The following is a 19,538-nucleotide window of genomic DNA, read 5'->3' as shown; positions in this document are numbered from 1 at the left end:
GTCGGCAAGCTCACGGTCCAGCCTTGCTAGAGGGCGCCAACGGTTGCCGCTTGGGCACTCATGCAGACATCGCAACTTGAAAAATAAGGTAATTTGTGCGACTATTTTGCAGTTATTGATGTTGTTTTTTGTTTGTTTTGGGTTGGCATGACTTCGTTTGACGAGTGCACCGTTCTTTTGGCGCGGCCAGACAGTCCCGGCAGTATCCGTTTGGATATCATCGATGTTGAGGCGCCTGCACCGATCCACGACCTCTTCCAAGAGACGTCATCTGAACTTCCTGCGCGGCATGTCGATTGCCTGTTCGGTGAGACGAAGTTGTATGCGGTTCTGGATGCAGTGCGAATGCCAAGTGTCGCAGAATATGCGGCTGCTGAGGACCTACCGCATTGCAACCTCTATGCTGATATGGACGAGAGCCTGCAGGTGGTTGGGCCGTGGCTGGTGGAGCTCTCGAAGGAGGCGGGCCTGACCCGCGCGCTCGTGACCGATGACGGCAGCATCAATGCCTTCTGGTCCAAAGAGCCCGGCATATTCATTCAGACCTCTGCCGATTTGGAGGTATTGCAGCGGCATTTGATGCGTCTTGTCAGACCTAGTGATGACAGCGGGAAGCCAGTCTACTTCCGCTTCTGGGATCCTGGCGTGCTTCGCGACTATCTTGCGCGCATCGCCGATTGGCCGGAGCGGATCTTCAGCCTTTTCCTCCTGCCGGACGACGCGGAGCTTGAGATCATCATCTGTGACGCCTCTTCCGGGCGCCTTCGAAAAGCAAGCATGGTCGGAGACTGGCCGAAACCGTCCAGACCTGCGTATCGACGGGATGTCACTCTGACGGCGCGCGACCGGATGCACTTCGCGCAAGGGCGGCTGCCTGCGATGAAAGCCGAGCTTGCTGCTTGGCTCAAACGGGCCGATCCCGTTCGATTTCGACCGTTCGATGCGGCGCGGATAAACCGGCTCGTCTCGCACGGCCTGGCGGAGGGGAGCACGTTCAAGTTCCGTTACAAGGAGGAATACGCCTACTTCTTATACATGATGACTTTCCTTGGCGGATGGTTTCATCGATCACCCGTCTATTCCGTCTTCGTTGATCCGCTCAAATCCAAGCCGGAAGGTCGCTACGTCCGGATGAGGCAAAGGTTTCCAGTGATCTACCAAAGCTTCTTCTCAAAGGTGCCGCCACCGCCGGTCGCACTGGAAGAACTGGAGACTGGTGTGATGGATGGCATTGCGCAGCGGGGCGATCTCGCGTCGGTGACGGTGGAGGATACCAAAAACCTCGCCCGGCGGTTTGAGGCCTTGATGAATCTCGACGGCGAACGGCTTGAGCTTGTCCGGCAAGAGGCGATGGAAGCTTGCGACCGGGTTAGTCTTTCCGAACGACGGGATCGGGGGATGTTCTATCTTCTCTGGCTGACCCTCGGCGTGCGGTTTCACGAAGACCCGCTTTTTCCCTGGGTTCGGGAGAAGCTTTTCGTAACGGCCGATATGTCGGAAAATCTTGACCAGACAATCCGTTACGCGCTGCGGCGTCTTCAAAGAACCAACGCGCTTTCGAGGGTGTTGACCCATGCCTAAATCCTGTGACGGACCCTCCGATACGCCACCCGGGGACCCGCCAAGTGGCCGGTCGGACGGAACCGGACTGTGTTGCGCGTGCCCGTTTAGCGGCACAGTCGATACCAATGGCCCCGGTAACTATGCGACGACCAGCGGCTATACCGGGTCGTCAACGCGGCGAAACAAATGCACCATTGCTGTGACCAGGACGAATACCGGCGGTACGGTGACGGTCACCAAGACCTTCTCCCTGACCTACACGAACGACGCGCGCGCTTCTTCCGACAGAAGCGGCGCGGTATCGGCGATCAGTTCGGCGATGTCGGCTTGGACGTCGGGCGCGAGTTCGTACAAGGTAAAGACTGAGCAACCTGGATGTGATGCCCAGGAGCTGCGAATACAGTTCCGAAGCACGATCGTGACCTCGGGAGCTGATGTGGCGGTTTCAGTCGACGGAACAAACCCTGCAAATCGTCCATCGGTTGTCACTGGCGGGACCCAGATGCGCTATATGGTCCACGGAACGTCAGGTGCCTGGGCGATGATCCATGAGATGGGGCATACCTTCGGTCTGCCGGATGAATACACGCAGCTGACAGGTGTTCCCATCACACCGCCGCCGCCGACGCCGGGTGCGCCAGTCGTAATCCCGCCATCGGCAACGCCGAGCGCAACGTATGTCGCGGCTCCGCCGCAAGCGAACTCGACCGTAACCCTGACGGCGAGCCGGCCGAGTACCCGGCATCCCGGCAAGTATATATTCGATGTGGAGTCGGTCATGGGACGCAGTGGAAACACGACCTTCGAGCTGCATCACTATTTCTGGATCGCAATCGAGGTCAAACGTCTGATGGAAGAAGAGGGGACGCCTGCCGTTGTCACAATCATCTAGACGTACCCTAGCTTTCGCAGTGCCTTTTTTCCTGCTGGCCTGCACACCAATTTCGGAGGCTCAAATGTCAAATGAGGACTGCAAGACGGATCCTGTAACTGTCGCAACGGCGGACGTGCCGGGTCTTCGGTATGAGCTGTTTCTTTCGCCTCAAGTCTGCCTTCTGCCAACGGAAGAAGGTGCGGATATCAGCGACCACTTAGCGTTCATCCGACTGGCAAATACCGGTGATCAGCCTTTGGAGATTGTCGCGTCCGAGCGCGGTCTTTCGGTTGTCGCCTTGTGGGATCTGTCGGACCCAGATCAGGTGATGGATCTGGGGGACGAGCCGTTCACAGGAGATGATCCTTTGAGTACGGTCCGTTTGCGTCCGGGGGAGACTTGGGACGGCCCCAGGGAGGATGGATTTGCGACCATTTTTATCCCCGCTTTTCTGGAAGGGAAGACCCTGCACGGGAAGACCTTGCCGCCAGAGCGCCGAGCTGTGCGTCCGCTGGGGGTGAAGGCGGTGTTCGCTCATACGATGTCGCATGGCGACGGGTTCCAACCCTTCGAGCAAACCTTCATAGCCGAGACCGAAGTCGTCGTGAGAGCGCGCTAGGCGGTCCAGCTGTTCTGCGGATCGGGAGCGAGATAAAGACAGCCCGCTCCCGAGATGGCTTTATTCGTTTTCGCCCTGTTCGCTGGCAGGCACTTCATCAGCTTCCGCTTCTTCTTCCTCGTCATCGCTTTGCGAGGCCAGGCCCGACGGCGCCTGGATGTTGGCGATCACGAAGTCGCGGTCGATCGTCGGGCGCGCGCCCTCCGGCAGAGTGATCGACGAGATCGTGATCGTATCGCCGATCTGCAGGCCGCTGACATCGGCAATTAGCTTCTCCGGGATGTCTCCTGCAGTCACAACGAGTTCGACTTCCGGACGGACGACGGTCAGAACGCCGCCGCGCTTGATACCGGGGCAATTCTCTTCGCCTGTGAACTCGACCGCAATGAAGAGGTTGATGCGCGAGTTGCGCTTCAGCCGCATCAGGTCGAGGTGGGTCGGCAGGTCCTTGACCACGTCGCGCTGAACGTTGCGGCAGATGACGCGGACGTCATCGTGACCGTCGACCTTCAGGTTGAAGAGGGTCGACAGGAAGCGACCGTCTTTCAGGCGCTTGAGCAGCGCATTGAAGGGGACGTTGATGGGCAGCGGATCGGTGCCGCCGCCATAAACGATGCCGGGAACCTTGCCATCGCGGCGTGCTTGGCGGGCGGCCCCCTTGCCTGTCCCCGCGCGTTCCTCGGCGATGAGATCCGGGATCTCTCCAGCCATGGTGTTTCTCCTGAATGTGGGGCCATCCTCCAAGGGTGTATGGCCCGGTTGAAGCGTGCCACTTACGGCGAATCGGCCCATTTGAAAAGGTGAAAATGAGCGATTGCGGGGGCGCGCGGGCCGTGATTGACGGAACGTATGGCTTTGTTGACGCCCCTCGTGATCTCCAGGCGACCATCGGCGGCATTCGCGTCGATGGGCATGCTCTGGGGATCGTTCGCCGCGCAGGTGCCGGTGCTGAAGGACCGGATCGGCGCGGGCGACGCGCTGTTTGGCGGCTTGCTTGCCATGTCCGGAGCGGGCCTCTTGGTTGCGATCCTCATCGCGCCGATGTTCGACAAGCGGCTCGGAGCGCGGTCCATGCAGGTATCGGCAGTGATGCTGGCTGTGGTCTACCTGTCATTGGGCATGGCGCAATCGCCGGTGGGTTTTGCCGTCGCGATCGTCCTGGCCGCGGGGGCATCGGGCCTCTTGGATGTTCTTATCAATGCGCGCGTCAGCGAGTTGGAGGGGCGACACCGCCGCTCTCTGATGAACGTAAATCACGGGATGTTTTCGCTGGCCTATGCAATGGGGGCCTTTTCGACTGGGCTCGCCCGTGAGGTGGGGTGGCCGCCGGTTGCGACCTTTGCCGTTCTAGGATTCCTGGTGCTGGTCCTGTCCACGACGATGCGCCTTGAGCCTGAGGTTGGCATTGCGGGCGCCGATCGGGCTCCGTTGCCGTGGCTGGTCGTTATCCCCAGCGGATTGATCCTGTTGATCGCCTTCCAGTCGGAGGCATCGGTCGAAGCATGGTCGGCGTTGCACATTGAGCGCACACTTGGCGGACGCGCGGTTGAGGGGGCATTCGGGCCCACAATGCTGGGCCTGACGATGGCTGCGGGGCGTTTTGCTGGCCAAGCGGTGGGGGAGCGGATCGGCAATCGGGCTCTGCTGACCGGGGCGCTGCTGGTTTCATCCACCGGGACGGTGATCGCTGGATTGGCCTCCACCGAGACGGTTGCCTATGTTGGTTTCGGCATCGTCGGGCTCGGCATTTCGGTGCTCGCGCCGACGACGCTGGCCATGGTCGGTGTGCGGGTGGGGCCGGGACCGCGCGCCTATGTCATCAGCCGGGTCGCGGTAATCGGGTTCTCGGCCTTCTTTATCGGACCGGCGATGATGGGACTCGCGGCGGAGTTCTTCGGCCTCCGCATAGCGTTCGTGATGATAGCCGGTCTGTTGTTGCTTGCGCTTCTACCGCTCGCTCTTCTATCGCGGCAGGACCGGGTCGTTCCTGCCTGAGGGGAGGGATCAGGCCCAGTCGCCTTCGAAGTCTTTCGGTACCAGCAGGACATCGCGGTCCAGCGTCTTCACGTCCTTCCTGCCGCACAGAGCCATAGTGGTGTCGAGCTCTCGGTGAATGATCTCCAGCGCGGTTGTCACGCCTCTCTGACCCATGGCGCCAAGACCATAGGTGAAGGCGCGGCCAATATACGTGCCCTTGGCCCCTAGGGCGAGGGCCTTGAGTACGTCCTGTCCCGACCGGATCCCGCTGTCGAGATGGATCTCCACCTTGTCTCCCACCGCATCGACGATCGACGGCAGAACTCGGATAGACGAAAGTGCCCCGTCGAGCTGTCGCCCGCCGTGGTTCGAGACGACGATGGCATCCGCTCCGATCTCAGCCGCCTTTCGGGCATCATCGGCATCGAGGATCCCTTTCAGGATCAGCTTGCCGCCCCACTGCTCTTTCAGCTTGGCGACCTTGGCCCAGTCGAGCTGCGGGTCGAACTGCTCGGCGGTCCAGGACGAAAGGGAGGAGGCATCCGTAACCCCTTTCGCGTGGCCTACGATATTGCCAAACTTGCGGCGCTTGGTCTGCAGCATCTCCATCCCCCAGCGCCATTTGGTGGCCAGATCAAGCATTGTTGCGGGGGTCAGTTTCGGCGGGGCGGTCAGCCCGTTTTTAAGGTCCTTGTGCCGCTGCCCGAGGATCTGCAGATCAAGCGTCAGCACCATCGCTGAACAACCCGCATCCTTTGCTCTCTGGATCAGCGCGGCCACGTATTCTTCATCCCGCATCACATAGAGCTGGAACCAGAACGGCTTGCTTGTATGGGTGGCAACATCCTCGATCGAGCAGATCGACATGGTCGAAAGAGTGAAGGGCACGCCGAACTTCTCTGCCGCGCGCGCCGCCTTGATTTCTCCATCCGCGTGCTGCATCCCCGTCAGCCCGACCGGCGCCAGAGCAACCGGCATCGCAACCGGCTCTCCGATCATTGTGCTTTCGGTCGTCCGGCCCTCCATATCGACGGCCACACGCTGGCGCAGGCGGATCTTGTCGAAATCCGACGTGTTCTCGCGGAACGTCTGCTCGGTCCAGCTGCCGGATTCCGCATAGTCGTAGAACATCTTCGGGACACGACGCCGATAGATCGGCTTGAAGTCGTCGATGGTGGTGATGACTGGCATGGGGATCTTCTTTTTGATGTCGATGCCATGTTGCGGCCAACAGGCCCTGCCCGCAACCGGTCAGTTGCTGCTGGCTATTGATTGGATCAAATTGCCTGAAATGCTCTGTTTTTCATTTGGTTCCGGCGAGCTGCGTTAATGTTTGCTTGGATCGGTCTGTGTCAGGTTCTTCCCAAAGGGGAGTTCTTAACTCATGGCATTCTTGCGTCGACATGTCGGAACAATTCTGCTCATCGCAATGGCATTGGTGCTCTTTGTCGTCTCGGCAGAACTCGAAGCCTTTGAGGAGTTCTATGAGTATTCTCGCAACCATGAGGAGTATGATCTCGACGAGGTCTTCACCTTCTTCGTCTGCACCGCGATTTTCTTGCCGATCCATATGTGGCGCAGCAACAGACGGCTGAGGCGCGCCTTCTGCGAGAAACGAAACGCAGAGGCCGAAGCGACCCATATCGCCCTTCACGATGTGCTTACCGGCCTTAGAAACAGGCGCTTCCTGAGCGAGTTGATTGCGCGTTGGGATCCTCGGGACCGGCGACGAAAGCAGGATCTTTCAGTTCTGCTAATCGACCTCGATCGCTTCAAGCCGATCAATGATTTGCGTGGGCATGAGGCGGGCGATGCAATTCTGCGGGAGGTTGCCAATCGCATTCGCGGCGTGTGCGATGACGGGATGGTTGCGGCGCGTCTTGGAGGCGACGAGTTCGCGATCGTACACGACGCCGCTGAAAGCCATCGCGATACCGAAACGGTGGCGCGGGATCTTCTGCACCGTCTGTCACAACCCTACTCCTTCGGGGACTGGTCTGCGGTGGTGACCTGCAGTGTGGGGATCGCGTCCGCAGAGATCGGTGGCGATGCCTCTGATCTTCTGCGCCGGGCCGACCAGGCGATGTATCGAGCCAAGGCGGCGGGACGGGCGACTTATGGCTTCTACGACGACGCGTTGGGAGAAGAGTTGCGCGACAAGGCGGAACTCGAGGCGGATTTGAGAGCCTCCATCCAGAACAATGCGCTGGAGCCGTACTTTCAACCGATCGTCGATATCGAATGCGAAAGTGTCATCGGTCTTGAGGTACTTGCACGCTGGAAGCACCCGACGCGCGGCTTCATCTCTCCAGAGATCTTCGTTCGGATGGCTGAAGAGATTGGCATGATCGACAAGTTCAGCGATCAGATGTTGGAGAAGGCTTGCGACGCTGCCAGAAGGTGGTCGAACGCGATCAGCCTATCCTTCAATCTGTCACCCAGCCAATTCGATGACGAGAGCCTTCCGTCAAGGATCTCCGAAATCCTGGCCGAGACCGGGTTTCCGCCGCACCGTCTTGAGATCGAGATCACCGAGCAGGCCATCGTCGTCGACATGGATCGAGCACGCGAAGTGATTGATGCGTTACGCAAAACGGGTGTTCGGTTGTCGCTGGACGACTTTGGAACCGGCGCATCGAGTCTTGCCACGCTTGCGCAATTGCCGTTTGACCGGCTCAAGATTGACCGCAGCTTTGTCTCGGACATCGTGGACCACACGGATAACGCCAAGATTGTGAGAGGGGTCCTTGCCTTAGCAGGCTCTCTGGATCTGAGTGTCACCGCGGAAGGGATCGAACACGCGGAGGAGCTGGCGTTTCTGCGCGACCTGGACTGCAGCTACGGTCAGGGCTACCTCTTCAGCAAGCCCCTGCCTGCAAGCGAAATCGCGGAGACGCTGCTCGACCTGGGAACGTTTGCGAAAGATGCACAAAGCGAGACCGCGAGTGCGGAAGATCGTAAGCGCGCTTGATGGCCTCGTCACCGAAGGGTGGTGAAGGCTCATCATGTTGGGCGACGTAAAACCAGACTACATGGCGTCGCGAGCGATAGACCTTGAAGGGCTGGATGGTCCCACCAGTAACTGCCGCCCGACTTCCTCGTAAGAAAAACCAAATCAAGAAAGAAGGGAGCTTAGCAGCTTGCTTATGATACGATATTGCACTAACTAGTTCAATATCGTATTATATAGGAGCCTGAGATGACCCTCTCACGAAGAAAGACACTTGCATTGATTGGCGGTGGAACTGTGCTGGCAGCTGGCGCCGCCTCCGCCGGTTTTCTGATGACGCGGACACCTCAGAAAGCGCTTGCGCCCTGGGATGCCGCAGGCGGCTATGACGATCCGCGGATGAGGGCGCTGTCCTATGCTCTCCTCGCTCCGAACCCACACAATCGTCAACCCTGGCTCGCGCAGCTCGTCGGCGATGATGGCTTAACGATCTGGCGTGATGAGACGCGCGACTTGCCCGTGACCGACCCTTACGCAAGGCAGCTGACGATCGGGATGGGGTGTTTCCTCTCGCTTATGAGGATGGCCGCGGCGGAGGAGGGGTTTGCCGTCGAAGAGGACCTCTTTCCTGAGGGAGAAACTGGCCCAGTCGCGGTGTGCCGGTTCCGTTCTGATGCGGCTGAAGCTGATCCGCTCTTTGCGTATGTGATGGAACGTCGATCGCACAAGGAAGCCTTCGTCGACCGCACGGTCGGGTCCGAGGTCGATATTCTGAGAGGCTACGCCCAGATCATCACCGACGTGGATGAGGTTTCGAGAACGGCTGAGATTGCAGAACACGCCTGGCGAACCGAAGCCGCCACCAAGGACGCCTGGCAGGAAAGCGTCGATCTCCTCAGGATCGGTAAGCGTGAGATCAATGCGATGCCCGACGGGATCGATGCAGGTGGCCCGATGATAGAGACGCTTGCGTTGCTCGGCCTCTTTACACGAGAGGCTGCCTCGGACCTTGAGAATCCCGGCACCCAGGGGGCCATCGAAGACACGGCAAGCGCCATCATTCAGGCCCCCGCCTTCGCCGTGCAGGTCACTGAAGGCAACACGCGTATCGACCAACTCGCCGCCGGAGACCAATGGCTGCGCCTGAACCTTGCTGCCGCCGGAGCAGGGCTTGCCTTGCGACCCGTCAGCCAGGCTCTGCAGGAATACCCAGAAGTGGCGCCCCAGTACGAGGCGATCCACGCGCTTTATGCGCCCGAAGGCGGAACAGTTCAAATGCTGGGTCTGCTGGGTTATGGGGAACAGACGCCGCGCACCCCGCGCTGGCCGATCGAGACGCGTATGGTGACCGGATGGTAAATGGATCGCACTGAAATCCCTTTGTATTTCCAGTTCTTCAACGAGATCGGGATCATCGGGCAGTTGAGCAGGGCTATGCTCGAAGCCCAGCTGCCCAAAGGCCTCCTCGCGCCGCATTTTGCGATCCTCAACCATCTCATTCGGGTCCGTGACGGTCAAACGCCCTTGACCCTTGCCAAGGCGTTTCAGGTGCCAAAGACAACGATGACCCATAGCCTTGGCATCCTGGAGAAGCACGGTCTGGTTGCTCTCAAGCCTCACCCCAAGGACGGACGCAGCAAGCAGGTCTGGATCACCGAGGCCGGCCGGACACTACGCGAAAATACGATTGAAGCGACGGGGCCAGCCTTCGCCGCATTCGCCGAGAAATTCGATCCTCGCACCGTGGGAGAGATTGTGCCCAAGCTGGCTGAAATGCGCGCGTTCCTCGACGCTGCCCGGGATGCTGACTAGGCGAGGTGCGCGCCGTCGGCGAGGTTTTTCACAAACCGCAGAACGTCGGCCGCTGGTTTGCCTTGGGCGATCTCGTGCACGATCGCCGATCCGACGACTGCGCCGTCTGCAACCCTAGCGATTGCTTGGGCGCTCTCTGGCGTCTTAATCCCGAAACCTACGATCACGGGAAGCCCGGAGGCAGACTTGATCCGCGCCACATCTGGAGCAACGACCTGCGGTTGGGCCTCTGCCGATCCGGTGATGCCGGTGATCGAAACGTAATAGACAAAACCGGAGGTATTTCTGACCACGACGGGAAGCCGTGCTTCGTCGGTTGTCGGGGTTGCGAGGCGAATGAAGTCCAGCCCCGCCGCCCGCGCAGGCAAGCAAAGCTCCATGTCTTCCTCAGGAGGAAGATCGACGACGATCAAGCCATCCACGCCTGCCTCCTGCGCGTCCGCCAGAAACCTGTCGACCCCGCGATTGTAGATCGGATTGTAGTATCCCATTAGCACGACCGGAGTGCTGGTGTCGCTCTCCCGAAAGCGGCGCACCATCTGCAGCGTCTTTTGCAGCGTCTGGCCGCTCTCGAGCGCCCGTTGTCCGGCCAACTGGATTGTCGGCCCGTCCGCCATAGGATCGGTGAACGGCACGCCAAGCTCGATGATATCCACGCCGGCCTCAGGTAGGCCGCGCATGATCTCGAACGATGTCTCAAGGTCCGGATCACCCGCCATGATGTAGGCGATGAAGGCCTTCTTTCCCTCCGCCTTCAGATCCTCAAAACGCGCTGCGATCCGTGTCATGCTGTCACCCTTGTCGTCCGGCGCGGTGTGGCGCCCATGGGGCTTAAGGTCAATGGTTCAAAAACACCTCGCACGACGAACACTCTAACCGGGACCGGGTTGTTTCTTTCCGGTACGCTTAGCTCTTCACGGATCACCGGGTTGCGGGGGACGGTCCATCTTCATAAGAGGCAGGCCGGATCGAGACAGGAGACGATCATGGGTTTCAGGATGGGTATTGTTGGGCTTCCCAATGTCGGGAAATCCACGCTCTTCAACGCGCTGACGCGGACCGCCGCCGCTCAGGCCGCAAATTTCCCTTTCTGCACCATTGAGCCGAATGTCGGTGAGGTCTCGGTTCCTGACGCCCGTCTCGACAGGCTCGCCGATCTTGCCAAGTCGAAAGAGAAGGTTCCCGCCAGGATGACGTTCGTTGACATCGCTGGCCTCGTCAAAGGTGCCTCAAAAGGGGAGGGGCTGGGCAACCAGTTCCTCGCCAATATCCGCGAGGTTGACGCGATTGCTCACGTCCTGCGGTGTTTCGAGGATGACGACGTGACCCATGTCGAGGGCCGCGTCGACCCAGTGGCGGATGCTGCTACGATCGAAACCGAGCTGATGCTTGCCGATCTTGAAAGCGTGGAAAAGCGCCGCGCAAACCTTGTCCGAAAGCTCAAGGGTAACGACAAGGAAGCACAACAGCAGGACCGTTTGCTTGCCGCCGCGCAGGAGATGCTGGAGAACGGCACGCCCGCGCGACGTGTCGAGGTCGCGGATGAGGATGCGAAGGCGTGGAAGGCGCTGCAGCTTCTGACCACGAAACCCGTCCTTTACGTCTGCAACGTCGCCGAGGAAGAGGCTGCTACCGGCAATGCTCTGTCTCAAAAGGTCGCCGAGATGGCTGCGGCCGAAGGCAACGCCCACGTCGTCATTTCTGCCCGCATCGAAGAGGAGATCAGCCAACTCGATGCAGAAGAGGCGGCGATGTTTCTGGACGAAATGGGGCTCAAGGAAGCCGGCCTCGATCGCCTTATCCGGGCCGGCTATGCGCTTCTCAATCTCGAGACTTATTTCACTATTGGCCCCAAAGAGGCGCGGGCCTGGACGATCCGGGAAGGGACGCTTGCGCCACAGGCGGCGGGTGTCATTCACGGTGATTTCGAAAAGGGCTTCATCCGGGCCGAAACCATCGCCTACGATGATTTCGTCGCTCTTGGTGGGGAACAGGCGGCCAAGGAGGCGGGCAAAATGCGCGCCGAAGGTAAGGGGTACCGCGTGAAGGACGGCGACGTCTTACACTTCCTGTTCAACACCTGAAGGGATCTGCGATGAACAAACTCTTTGTCCTCGGCACCGTCGCCGTGCTTTCCGCCTGCTCGGTCGACAGCCTGATGGCGACGGCCTATCCCGACCGCGAGATCTTTGCCTTCCGCTCCACCGTGTCGGAGGAGGATGTCCTGCGCTACGCCTGTGCGCCCAGCGCGACGGAAGAAGAGACGCTGCGACGCGCCCGGGCCGCACATGCCTTTGCCGATGCGCAGCTTGAGGCGTTCGCCGAACGAGCCGAGACCCGTATGATCCAACGGCTTGAAAGTGGCGATAGCACGCTTGCGGCGTCGTTCGAACTCAACCGGAACGCCAGCCGTTTCGGTGAGGTTCTCTCGGAAGAGATCGAGGCCCGCTATCAATGCCTGCTGTTTGATTTCGTCGAAACCTGATTAACGATCGGGCCGCGTCATGTTCAGCTGTGATGGATGCGTTAGGTCATTGGGTCGAGCGGAGATCTGCCATTCGTCTGATCCTTCCGTTACCGCGCCTGTCTGCTAGGGTGCCGCCGATATGACGCCGATCATCATCGACACCGATCCCGGCATCGACGATGCCATGGCGATCTTCTTTGCTGCCGCTGCGCCAGAGATCGAGCTGCTTGGCCTGACGACCGTTTTCGGAAATGTTTCTGGCCGGATTGCCGTGCGCAACGCGTTGCGGTTGGTCGAGGCAGTAGATCTCGACATTCCGGTCGCTGAAGGTGCGTGGCGCCCCCGTGTCCGGCCACCGGTCGAACCGTCGTGGAAAGTCCATGGTCGCGAGGGCTTTGGCACGTTGCCCGCAGATGTGCCGAGGGGTAAGGCCGCCGACGAAGGCGCGGCAGATTTCCTGATCCGCGTCACTGCTGAGCGTCCGGGCGAAGTCACGCTATGCGCGATAGCGCCGCTTACGAACGTGGCCGAGGCGATTGACCGCGACCCGGGTTTTGCTAGCCGGTTGAAGGAACTTGTCATTATGGGTGGGTCTCTCGATGCTGGCGGCAATGCCACCCCTCATGCGGAAGCCAACACCCATAAAGACCCCGACGCCGCCCAGATTGTCTTTGCGAGCGGCGCCCCCATCCGCATGGTCGGCCTTGATGTGACCAATCATGTGATTTGCACCCCCAGCGATTTCGCGCTGATCGCTCATAGATCGCCGGTTCTCGGTGGTATGCTGCAGGAAATGAGCGGCCACTACGTCGAGTTCTATCAGGAGATGCGAAACTTCGATGGATGCGCGCTTCACGATCCCACAGCGATTGTCGCCGCCATCGAACCTGCACTGTTTGAGTGGCGCCGGACAAGGGTTCGAATTGTCGAGCGAGGCGAAGCTGCCGGTCGGACGATCGCTGATCCCGCCTGCGCCCACGCTCCGGTCGAGGTCGCGACTCGCGTCGATGCTCCAGCCGTCCTGCACCGCTTCACTGAGGCGCTGGGATACCTTCCCTGACAGTAGCGCTTCAAAGCGCTGGAAAGCCGTTTTACATCAGGAGGCTGGCAGCCCAAAAGCGTCGACAGAGACGTGGCCGAATGGTTCAAGGCGCTCCCCTGCTAAGGGCTGGAGATCATTCCGGTTTATTCCTTGAAAATCAGCCTCTTACGAGATCAAGTTTTCTGATAGCACACGCATATTGCCCAACTTTTTTGGTGGAATTCGGCCCTCTCAGGAGGATTTTCGGCGCGTCTCCGGCGCCCGCACAACCTGTCCTTCGGTTGCCGCGGCGGCGAAGTCGGCGCGCGTGAAATCCCAGCCATGGGCCCGGAGCCTGGATGCCAGATCTTCGGGCGCGATCTTCCGGTAGCGGTTCGCCATGTCGGCCTTCTTCCAGCCGCCCTGGTCCATCAGCGCGCCGAAATCGCGGGTCTGGGCATAGAACCAGGTCGCCCAGGTGTGGCGGAGCGTGTAGGGGGTCACGTCGTCCTCGAGATCGGCTGCACGTCGCGCTCAGTCGAAGGCGGATTTGAACTGACCGCCGCCATTCTGGCGCGACACGTAGCCTTTCCCCTTGGGCGTGGTCAGAAGCGGCCCGCGCTTCGGGAGGGGGCGCTGCAGCATCAGGTCGAGTGCCCGGCGGGGCAGGCGCACCATCCGCCCCTCGCCGTTCTTTGAGCGCAGGATGAAGGCCTCTCCTGTGACAGGGTAGAAGGTCTGGACCTGCAGTCGGATGCCGTCAATTGGACGGGTGCCGCTGCCCAGGAAGAAGGCGCCATCCTGCGCCGGCTCTCGCAGGCCTATGTGAGCGAACTCTCCGCGGCGCGGGATCCGTTCCGCGATCCGCCCATTCGCATGTAAGGATAACCAACGGCATGGATATCGCGGAGCTCGGCGTCCGGGTCACGGATCGGGGCGTCGTTCAGACGGCGACACGGCTGGAGCGGTTCCAGAGATCCGGGGCGCGCGCTGAGCGGCAGGCGGTGGCGACCGGACGCGCAGTCGCCACCATGAGCCGCGGATTCCGGAGCTTCGACTCGCGCAACGTCGCCCTCCAGCTCTCCCAGGTGGCCCAGCAGGCCTCGGCGACCGGCGATGTTATGCCGGCATTTGCCATCCAGCTTCCGGATCTCGCGATCGGGTTCGGCACGTTCGGGATCCTGGCAGGTGCCGCAGCCGGGGCGCTTCTGCCACTTGTCACAAACCTCATGTCCGCGAGGACCGAGGCCGAAGACTTCGAGAGCACCATCCCGCAGCTCGAGCGGGCGCTGTCGTCGCTTCAGGAGGCAGAGGCGCTCTACGCCCGGGCCATCGCCGACCGGGCGCTCGTGCAGAACGACGCCACGCGCAACGCGCTGCTCCTGGCGCAGAAGGAGCTCGACGCCCGCAAGGAGATCTTCGAGCTCCAGCGCATCGAGACGGAGATCCAGGCGGGCCAGCTGCGGGAGCGGATTGCCGAGCAGACCCAGCTTCTGGACGAGCTGACCCGGGTCCGGGCCGGCCTCACCGAAGACGTCTCCAACGAGAGCTTCGTCAATACCCAGGCCGAGCAGGAGCGGCTGCGGCTGACCATGGAGGCGCTCGACGCCAACCAGGAGCTCGTCAACGAGATCCGGCTGCAGAATGCCGAGCTCGACATCATGGAGGTCAGCCTGGCCCGCATGGACAAGGCGCTGGAAGAGGCATTCGACACGATCTCAGCAAGATAAGGAGCAGACGCAGCTGGAGATCGGTGAGGCCCATGCGGACTTTGCCGTGATGTGTCCGGGAAGCTCGGATCTGAGGTTCCCGAGCGACTGACCCAACCAGTTCGCCGCTTTTGTTGGTCTTCCGGTGACCCTAAACCCGATCTTCCTTCAGTATCAGGAAGTAACCGTCGTGGGGTCTCTCTCTGTGGCCTTCATATTCAGTGCTACCGCTCATCGGAGCTGGCGCATCGTCATCAGGACCGTAGGCGGTGCACCAGCGGCGCCAGCTTTCGTTTGAGTTTGAGCGGCAAATAATCCCTCCAACGCGGCGCGGGACGGGTACGGCTTACATAATGCCGGAAAGCTGCCTGCATCATATCCTCCGTCGCCCGCGCGCCCGCCAGGTCGATGTCGCGAAAGCGGCGCGGAAGCCAGTCCGCGAGTGCCTGGGTCTGACCGCGACCGATGTCTCGAAAGGCTTCGAGGCCCGCGATTCTGACACTTGGTGCAGTCTCCTTCGCGAAGTCAGGGCATCGGAGCCGCTCTGCCATCCACAGGACATCAGGCGCTCGATCCTCAAAGAGACGCTCGATTGCGGCGTCTTCAAAACCCCAGCGCCTCGTTTGTCCGAACTCCGCGATCTCCCTTGCAAAGCGGTTCAGTTCGCGAGGGGTCGGTTCGGTATCGTCCCAGCGCTTCGCCGCCCGTGCATCCTGCCAAACAGCGAGGGCAGCCGATGCCTCGAGCGAGGCGGCGGGGTTGGATACCTCCCGGCGGCTGAGCCTGTCCAGGTCTGCCCCTATGCGCAGGCAAACATCGGACAGGAGGTCACCGTCGGAAAGGCTGTCCGTCCGAAAAGGCACCAGTGTTACCACGTCGCGACCGAAGACCCGGTCCCAGCGTTCGAAGCGGCGCTGGTAGTCCGGCCAGAGACCAGCCAACTTCGGCGGTGGTGGGCCCAGCTTGACACTTTGCTGCAGAAGGCTGCGCATATACGCGTGGGGCGGGCGGATGTAGGCGAGGACGTGGACCGATTCGCAGTGCCGCAGCAGACGCACACGGATACGCTCGATCGCATCGACATCCGGCCAGATCGATAGGTTCTCGTAGCTGATGAAAGCGGCCCGGTCCGAGCGCTCCATGATCTCATTGAAGGTGGCGTCAGCGTCGGCCAACTCGGACGAGTCGACACCGAAGCGCTTGACGTCCCTTGGGCGCTGGAAGGTCCGGTCGAGGACTGAGTGAAGGACCGAGTCCTTCTCGGGACGCAGGTATTCGAGATTTGGATCGAGGTAGTTGAGGAAGGCGGCTTGTATCGTGGTACTGCCCGCTTTGTTCATGCCGATATGAAGATGGCAGATTGGCCTCATCTCACCACCCTGATCGCCGCGCTGTCATTCCGGCAAAACACGCCGGGACATTGTCTGATTGCAGCGGCTCAGTAAAGCCTGCTTTTGTACCGTCGACAACTGTTCATCGACGGCCATATAGACGCTTTGTGGTAACCGCCCTACTCAAGGTTCCAAAGTGATTTCGTGTTTGGTCGCGGGCCTTTGTGCCACCTCACGAAGGTCCGCTCCATCTGTGGTTAGTAGTCCTTTCGGGCGATGCCATTGGGCAAAGACTGCTTCGAGCGCGTCGCACCATGGAATGGCCTGCAGGCACTTGCCGCGTTAAATCTTCTACTTATTTAAGACGTCGACTCGTTACCGGAAGTTTTGTTTTGAACCAATCGATTGAAGAAGCGGTCAACACGATTTGGCTGGAGCACCTTTCTACGTGGGAGGATGGAGCTACCCACGATGCTTTAAAGGCACATCTCTTCGACGGACCGAAAAGTACTTATGTCGTGTTTGATGCAGGTGCGGTGAACAAAGTCTTGCGCTGGTCGAGTCTGAGCGTGGCTTTCGTGGAACGATATTGCAGGGTGAAGAGGCAGAAGAGCTGGCTGATGTCATGCCTTGCCTTGTGCAGTTATCTCCAGACGACCCATTGACGCAGAAGCTCTTTCGAGAAGTGCCCGGGGCCGATGCAAGCTTAGGCACCCTCCATTTGTGGCCCGGCAATCCGGCACTCGTTATCCGATGTAGTTTGGCCGCTGAAGAGCTGCGCCGCCATCTCCGCCGTCTCCTAAGGCCGGTAGATGCAGACGGACGGCGAAAATACGTGCGGTTATGGAACCCATCCATTGCCTAAGACTATCTACACGATTTGGAGGCACCAACACCTTTTCTGCGTCTTTATTTGAACGCGCCTCAGGAGCCGCTCACCTTGATTGCGCGCAAAGGCGACAACGCAGTGATTGCCAGTCCTAAGGTGTTCAGCACAACCGGTGAACTCCCGATACTCTCCGAAACAGACATCAAAGCTCTTACGGTTCGGGCCAAGACAAGATTTCATGAGCGGTTAGTTGGGCGCGTCATGGAACGATGCAGCGCCAAGGGATATCAGTTTGAGCGCGAACGGGCTTCGCATATTTCAAAGCAAGTCATGTCAGAAATGGAAGATCATAAGCCAAATGATGTACCAAAAATGAAAGACTATGAAAAACTCACGATTGTTCTTCTTATGATGCATCGTGACGCAACCGAAGCAATTCTCTCCGGACCCGTCGTGCGGAACCGTCATCTTCCCTGGGCCAAACGGGTGGATGTCGTTGCGAAGTCTTACTTGACGGGACTGCGCCGCATGAACGGTCAAGAGGTGATCTGATGGCGGCCCCTGCAATTCCGGCCGGTGCCGTTTATGTCGGTGGCGCTGCGCTTGCGTACGGTCTCATCTATGCTGTCAGCCCCGAGTTTCGTGCAGCACACGAAAACCTCGGTGAACTAATGGCTCAAGGGGCGGTCGATGCCTATAACCAAGTCGAGGATCTCATTCTCGGTGAAGACGACGCAGCGCCTGCGCCGGCAACGGGCGCTGACAGCCAAGCCGCAACCGACACTGCGACCGGCGAAGCGCGGTGTCCCAACATCCCGTACTGGCATTTTACCGATCCTGCGGCTGGTGCAACGATCCTGTCCGTGCGGGCGTTCTATGGCGCCAAAAACCATTTTGCGAACCGGCCTTGGGGGCCCCGCACAATCTTTCATACGGTGTTCATTAGCAACCCGCTCTACGTGCATAAACCGCACTTCTTCGTGCAGATCATGGCTGACTGCACCGTGCCTCTCGCGCCCGGGCAGGTCTGGGGGGACATCGTGCAGGAGTTCATCCACCCAGGCCGTCTGAATGAACGCCCGCCACACATGACGATCGTACTTGGGGGACCGAACGCCTTTCCAGAGTATCCTGGCTTTGAGGATTATCCGATCCGATGACTGACCAGGTGCTCCTTCCTGAACTTGGCGGCGCAGAACTCATCGAACTTGCCCGCATGCTTCTGGCGCGCAAACTAATGCCGGAAGATCGGCGGGGGACACTCAGCCCAATGGTGAATGCACCCTTGGCGCAATGCGCCATTTTGCATGAGCAGCTTCCGTTATCTCTTGCCGAATGGCTACCGCGCCTGAAGGATCAGTTCATTCAGGAGATGTCGGACACGCGCGCCGATCCGTCTTTGAGCCAACATTTGTCTGCGCTGGAAGATTACGCTGCTCGAACGAACCTCATCCGCCAGTACTTTCTACCTTTCTCGACGGCTCAAGGCATCGACACTTCCTCTGCATTGTCTATGGCCGAGGCCTTCAGCGAGACAGCCAGGTTTGCTCCGCCTGTGCCAGATATGGGGCCCCTTTATTCAACAACACCCCAAGGCGGATCGATCGCGCTGCCACGGCCGTTTGCCAGTTCGATCTTTGACCAGATACTGATAGGTCGGAATAGCCACATACATCTAGAGACGCGTCGCCGAGGAGAAACGAATGAGGCGGCCTCCGACGCAGTTATCCGTGCTTTAATGAAGGTCGTGGCGGAAGCGAGTACTAGCCCCTCGGAACCTCAACCATTTCATACGCCGAAACTGCGCTCCGAAGACTTTGCGAAGAGTTTCGCCTATACTCAAATGATGGAACTAGGTTTCTCTCGTGAAGAAATGATGGCCGCTCTTGCCCCTTGGGAATTGGTGGACTGAAGAGGCCTGGACGCAAGCGCGTTTGTCTGAAGATCAGAAACTGCAATGTGTTGGCATGCCGGACGGGGACGTGGTCGATGTTGTTGCGTCGGGCGAGTGCACAAAGCGCGACGAAGGCGACCAAGAGCGGTCCGGGATGTGTGACGACAGCGAGATCCTCCTCTTCCAGAACTCTTGGGAGCGCATGTCGACGCGATGGAGGCTGAGAACAGAGAGTGAACGAATTGCATGCCTTTTGCACGTGTCGTCGACTCTGGGCACCGGAAAATCCAGTAAAATCAATGAGTGCCGCGGAAAGTGATCTTGTTGCGGTTGCCGTTCCGAGCGTCTGGAAAAACCGTTTTACACCAAGGGGCTGGCAGTCTAACAACGTCGGCGGAGACGTGGCCGAGTGGTCGAAGGCGCTCCCCTGCTAAGGGAGTAGGCGGGAAACCGTCTCGAGGGTTCGAATCCCTTCGTCTCCGCCATCCACCA

At 59.7% G+C, this 19,538-nt stretch carries 21 protein-coding genes, 1 tRNA gene and 1 pseudogene; 17 read left to right on the top strand and 6 right to left on the bottom strand.

Annotated elements, in window-relative coordinates; all coding sequences use genetic code 11:
* The first annotated feature begins 210 nt into the window (after positions 1 to 210).
* The 3 genes from AADZ90_RS17135 to AADZ90_RS17125 all read left to right on the top strand — a co-directional run bounded on the left by AADZ90_RS17135 (position 211) and on the right by AADZ90_RS17125 (position 3,056).
* Positions 211 to 1,581, top strand: a complete 1,371-nt coding sequence (locus AADZ90_RS17135; protein WP_367311187.1) for a DUF4123 domain-containing protein — start codon at positions 211 to 213, stop codon at positions 1,579 to 1,581.
* A 208-nt stretch (positions 1,582 to 1,789) separates the two neighbouring features.
* Positions 1,790 to 2,455, top strand: coding sequence for a zinc metalloprotease (locus AADZ90_RS17130; protein WP_411997075.1), 666 nt, complete (start codon positions 1,790 to 1,792; stop codon positions 2,453 to 2,455).
* Positions 2,456 to 2,474: 19 nt separating this feature from the next.
* Complete coding sequence (locus tag AADZ90_RS17125) at positions 2,475 to 3,056, top strand: hypothetical protein (protein ID WP_367311189.1); 582 nt, start codon at positions 2,475 to 2,477, stop codon at positions 3,054 to 3,056.
* A 60-nt stretch (positions 3,057 to 3,116) separates the two neighbouring features.
* Here AADZ90_RS17125 and AADZ90_RS17120 read toward each other — a convergent pair whose 3' ends face one another.
* Entirely contained in the window at positions 3,117 to 3,767 is a 651-nt protein-coding gene (locus AADZ90_RS17120) for a 50S ribosomal protein L25/general stress protein Ctc (protein ID WP_367311190.1), read from the bottom strand.
* A 138-nt stretch (positions 3,768 to 3,905) separates the two neighbouring features.
* On the opposite strand from AADZ90_RS17120, the gene AADZ90_RS17115 reads away from it, so the two are divergent.
* Positions 3,906 to 5,051, top strand: a complete 1,146-nt coding sequence (locus tag AADZ90_RS17115; protein WP_367311191.1) for an MFS transporter — start codon at positions 3,906 to 3,908, stop codon at positions 5,049 to 5,051.
* Between the two features lie 9 nt (positions 5,052 to 5,060).
* Here AADZ90_RS17115 and AADZ90_RS17110 read toward each other — a convergent pair whose 3' ends face one another.
* Positions 5,061 to 6,224 carry an alpha-hydroxy acid oxidase gene (locus AADZ90_RS17110; protein ID WP_367311192.1) on the bottom strand — a complete coding sequence of 388 codons (1,164 nt, stop codon included), beginning with the start codon at positions 6,222 to 6,224 and terminating at the stop codon, positions 5,061 to 5,063.
* Between AADZ90_RS17110 and AADZ90_RS17105 the strand changes: the two genes are divergently transcribed.
* The 4 genes from AADZ90_RS17105 to AADZ90_RS17090 all read left to right on the top strand — a co-directional run bounded on the left by AADZ90_RS17105 (position 6,205) and on the right by AADZ90_RS17090 (position 9,795).
* The gene (locus tag AADZ90_RS17105; RefSeq protein WP_367311193.1) at positions 6,205 to 6,363 is read left to right on the top strand and encodes a hypothetical protein; all 159 of its coding nucleotides are present in this window, start codon (positions 6,205 to 6,207) and stop codon (positions 6,361 to 6,363) included. The genes AADZ90_RS17110 and AADZ90_RS17105 overlap by 20 nt on opposite strands.
* 54 nt (positions 6,364 to 6,417) lie before the next feature.
* On the top strand, positions 6,418 to 8,004 hold the full coding sequence (locus AADZ90_RS17100; RefSeq protein ID WP_367311194.1) for a putative bifunctional diguanylate cyclase/phosphodiesterase: 1,587 nt from the start codon (positions 6,418 to 6,420) through the stop codon (positions 8,002 to 8,004).
* Between the two features lie 228 nt (positions 8,005 to 8,232).
* A complete protein-coding gene (locus AADZ90_RS17095) occupies positions 8,233 to 9,342 on the top strand; it encodes an Acg family FMN-binding oxidoreductase (RefSeq protein ID WP_367311195.1) in 1,110 nt (369 codons plus the stop codon).
* Positions 9,343 to 9,795, top strand: coding sequence for a MarR family winged helix-turn-helix transcriptional regulator (locus AADZ90_RS17090; protein ID WP_367311196.1), 453 nt, complete (start codon positions 9,343 to 9,345; stop codon positions 9,793 to 9,795).
* Here the strand turns inward: AADZ90_RS17090 and trpA are convergent.
* Complete coding sequence (gene trpA / locus AADZ90_RS17085) at positions 9,792 to 10,583, bottom strand: tryptophan synthase subunit alpha (RefSeq protein WP_367311197.1); 792 nt, start codon at positions 10,581 to 10,583, stop codon at positions 9,792 to 9,794. The two genes, AADZ90_RS17090 and trpA, sit on opposite strands and share 4 nt — an antisense overlap.
* Before the next feature lie 198 nt (positions 10,584 to 10,781).
* Here trpA and ychF point away from each other — a divergent pair, with 198 nt between their 5' ends.
* The 3 genes from ychF to AADZ90_RS17070 all read left to right on the top strand — a co-directional run bounded on the left by ychF (position 10,782) and on the right by AADZ90_RS17070 (position 13,322).
* Positions 10,782 to 11,879, top strand: a complete 1,098-nt coding sequence (ychF, locus tag AADZ90_RS17080; protein ID WP_367311198.1) for a redox-regulated ATPase YchF — start codon at positions 10,782 to 10,784, stop codon at positions 11,877 to 11,879.
* 11 nt (positions 11,880 to 11,890) lie between these two features.
* A complete protein-coding gene (locus AADZ90_RS17075) occupies positions 11,891 to 12,280 on the top strand; it encodes a hypothetical protein (RefSeq protein ID WP_367311199.1) in 390 nt (129 codons plus the stop codon).
* A gap of 121 nt (positions 12,281 to 12,401) precedes the next feature.
* Positions 12,402 to 13,322 (top strand): nucleoside hydrolase, encoded by a 921-nt coding sequence (locus AADZ90_RS17070; protein WP_367311200.1) that lies wholly within the window; start codon positions 12,402 to 12,404, stop codon positions 13,320 to 13,322.
* Between the two features lie 213 nt (positions 13,323 to 13,535).
* Here AADZ90_RS17070 and AADZ90_RS17065 read toward each other — a convergent pair.
* Both AADZ90_RS17065 and AADZ90_RS17060 read right to left on the bottom strand, forming a co-directional pair.
* Positions 13,536 to 13,802 (bottom strand): annotated as a pseudogene (locus AADZ90_RS17065) (tyrosine-type recombinase/integrase); the annotation flags it as partial.
* A gap of 15 nt (positions 13,803 to 13,817) precedes the next feature.
* Positions 13,818 to 13,961 (bottom strand): hypothetical protein, encoded by a 144-nt coding sequence (locus AADZ90_RS17060; protein WP_411997074.1) that lies wholly within the window; start codon positions 13,959 to 13,961, stop codon positions 13,818 to 13,820.
* A 218-nt stretch (positions 13,962 to 14,179) separates the two neighbouring features.
* Here AADZ90_RS17060 and AADZ90_RS17055 point away from each other — a divergent pair, with 218 nt between their 5' ends.
* Positions 14,180 to 15,013, top strand: a complete 834-nt coding sequence (locus AADZ90_RS17055; RefSeq protein ID WP_367311202.1) for a hypothetical protein — start codon at positions 14,180 to 14,182, stop codon at positions 15,011 to 15,013.
* A gap of 233 nt (positions 15,014 to 15,246) precedes the next feature.
* Here the strand turns inward: AADZ90_RS17055 and AADZ90_RS17050 are convergent, their stop codons facing one another.
* Positions 15,247 to 16,362 (bottom strand): hypothetical protein, encoded by a 1,116-nt coding sequence (locus AADZ90_RS17050; RefSeq protein WP_367311203.1) that lies wholly within the window; start codon positions 16,360 to 16,362, stop codon positions 15,247 to 15,249.
* Positions 16,363 to 16,876: 514 nt separating this feature from the next.
* Here AADZ90_RS17050 and AADZ90_RS17045 point away from each other — a divergent pair.
* The 5 genes from AADZ90_RS17045 (at position 16,877) to AADZ90_RS17025 (ending at position 19,531) form a co-directional block, all read left to right on the top strand.
* Complete coding sequence (locus AADZ90_RS17045; RefSeq protein WP_367311266.1) at positions 16,877 to 17,188, top strand: DUF4123 domain-containing protein; 312 nt, start codon at positions 16,877 to 16,879, stop codon at positions 17,186 to 17,188.
* A gap of 75 nt (positions 17,189 to 17,263) precedes the next feature.
* Positions 17,264 to 17,704, top strand: coding sequence for a hypothetical protein (locus AADZ90_RS17040; protein WP_411997073.1), 441 nt, complete (start codon positions 17,264 to 17,266; stop codon positions 17,702 to 17,704).
* Positions 17,704 to 18,312: a hypothetical protein gene (locus AADZ90_RS17035; protein WP_367311205.1), complete on the top strand. Its 609-nt coding sequence runs from the start codon at positions 17,704 to 17,706 to the stop codon at positions 18,310 to 18,312. Before AADZ90_RS17040 ends, AADZ90_RS17035 begins: the two co-directional genes overlap by 1 nt.
* The gene (locus tag AADZ90_RS17030; RefSeq protein ID WP_367311206.1) at positions 18,309 to 19,064 is read left to right on the top strand and encodes a hypothetical protein; all 756 of its coding nucleotides are present in this window, start codon (positions 18,309 to 18,311) and stop codon (positions 19,062 to 19,064) included. Before AADZ90_RS17035 ends, AADZ90_RS17030 begins: the two co-directional genes overlap by 4 nt.
* A gap of 377 nt (positions 19,065 to 19,441) precedes the next feature.
* Positions 19,442 to 19,531, top strand: a tRNA-Ser gene (locus AADZ90_RS17025).
* The last annotated feature ends 7 nt before the right edge of the window (positions 19,532 to 19,538 follow it).

Origin of the sequence: Aestuariibius violaceus (assembly GCF_040779325.2) — a bacterium.
GTDB lineage: Bacteria > Pseudomonadota > Alphaproteobacteria > Rhodobacterales > Rhodobacteraceae > Aestuariibius > Aestuariibius violaceus.
The sequence above is the reverse complement of the archived record's forward strand: the minus strand, read 5'-3'. Positions and strand labels throughout refer to the sequence as shown.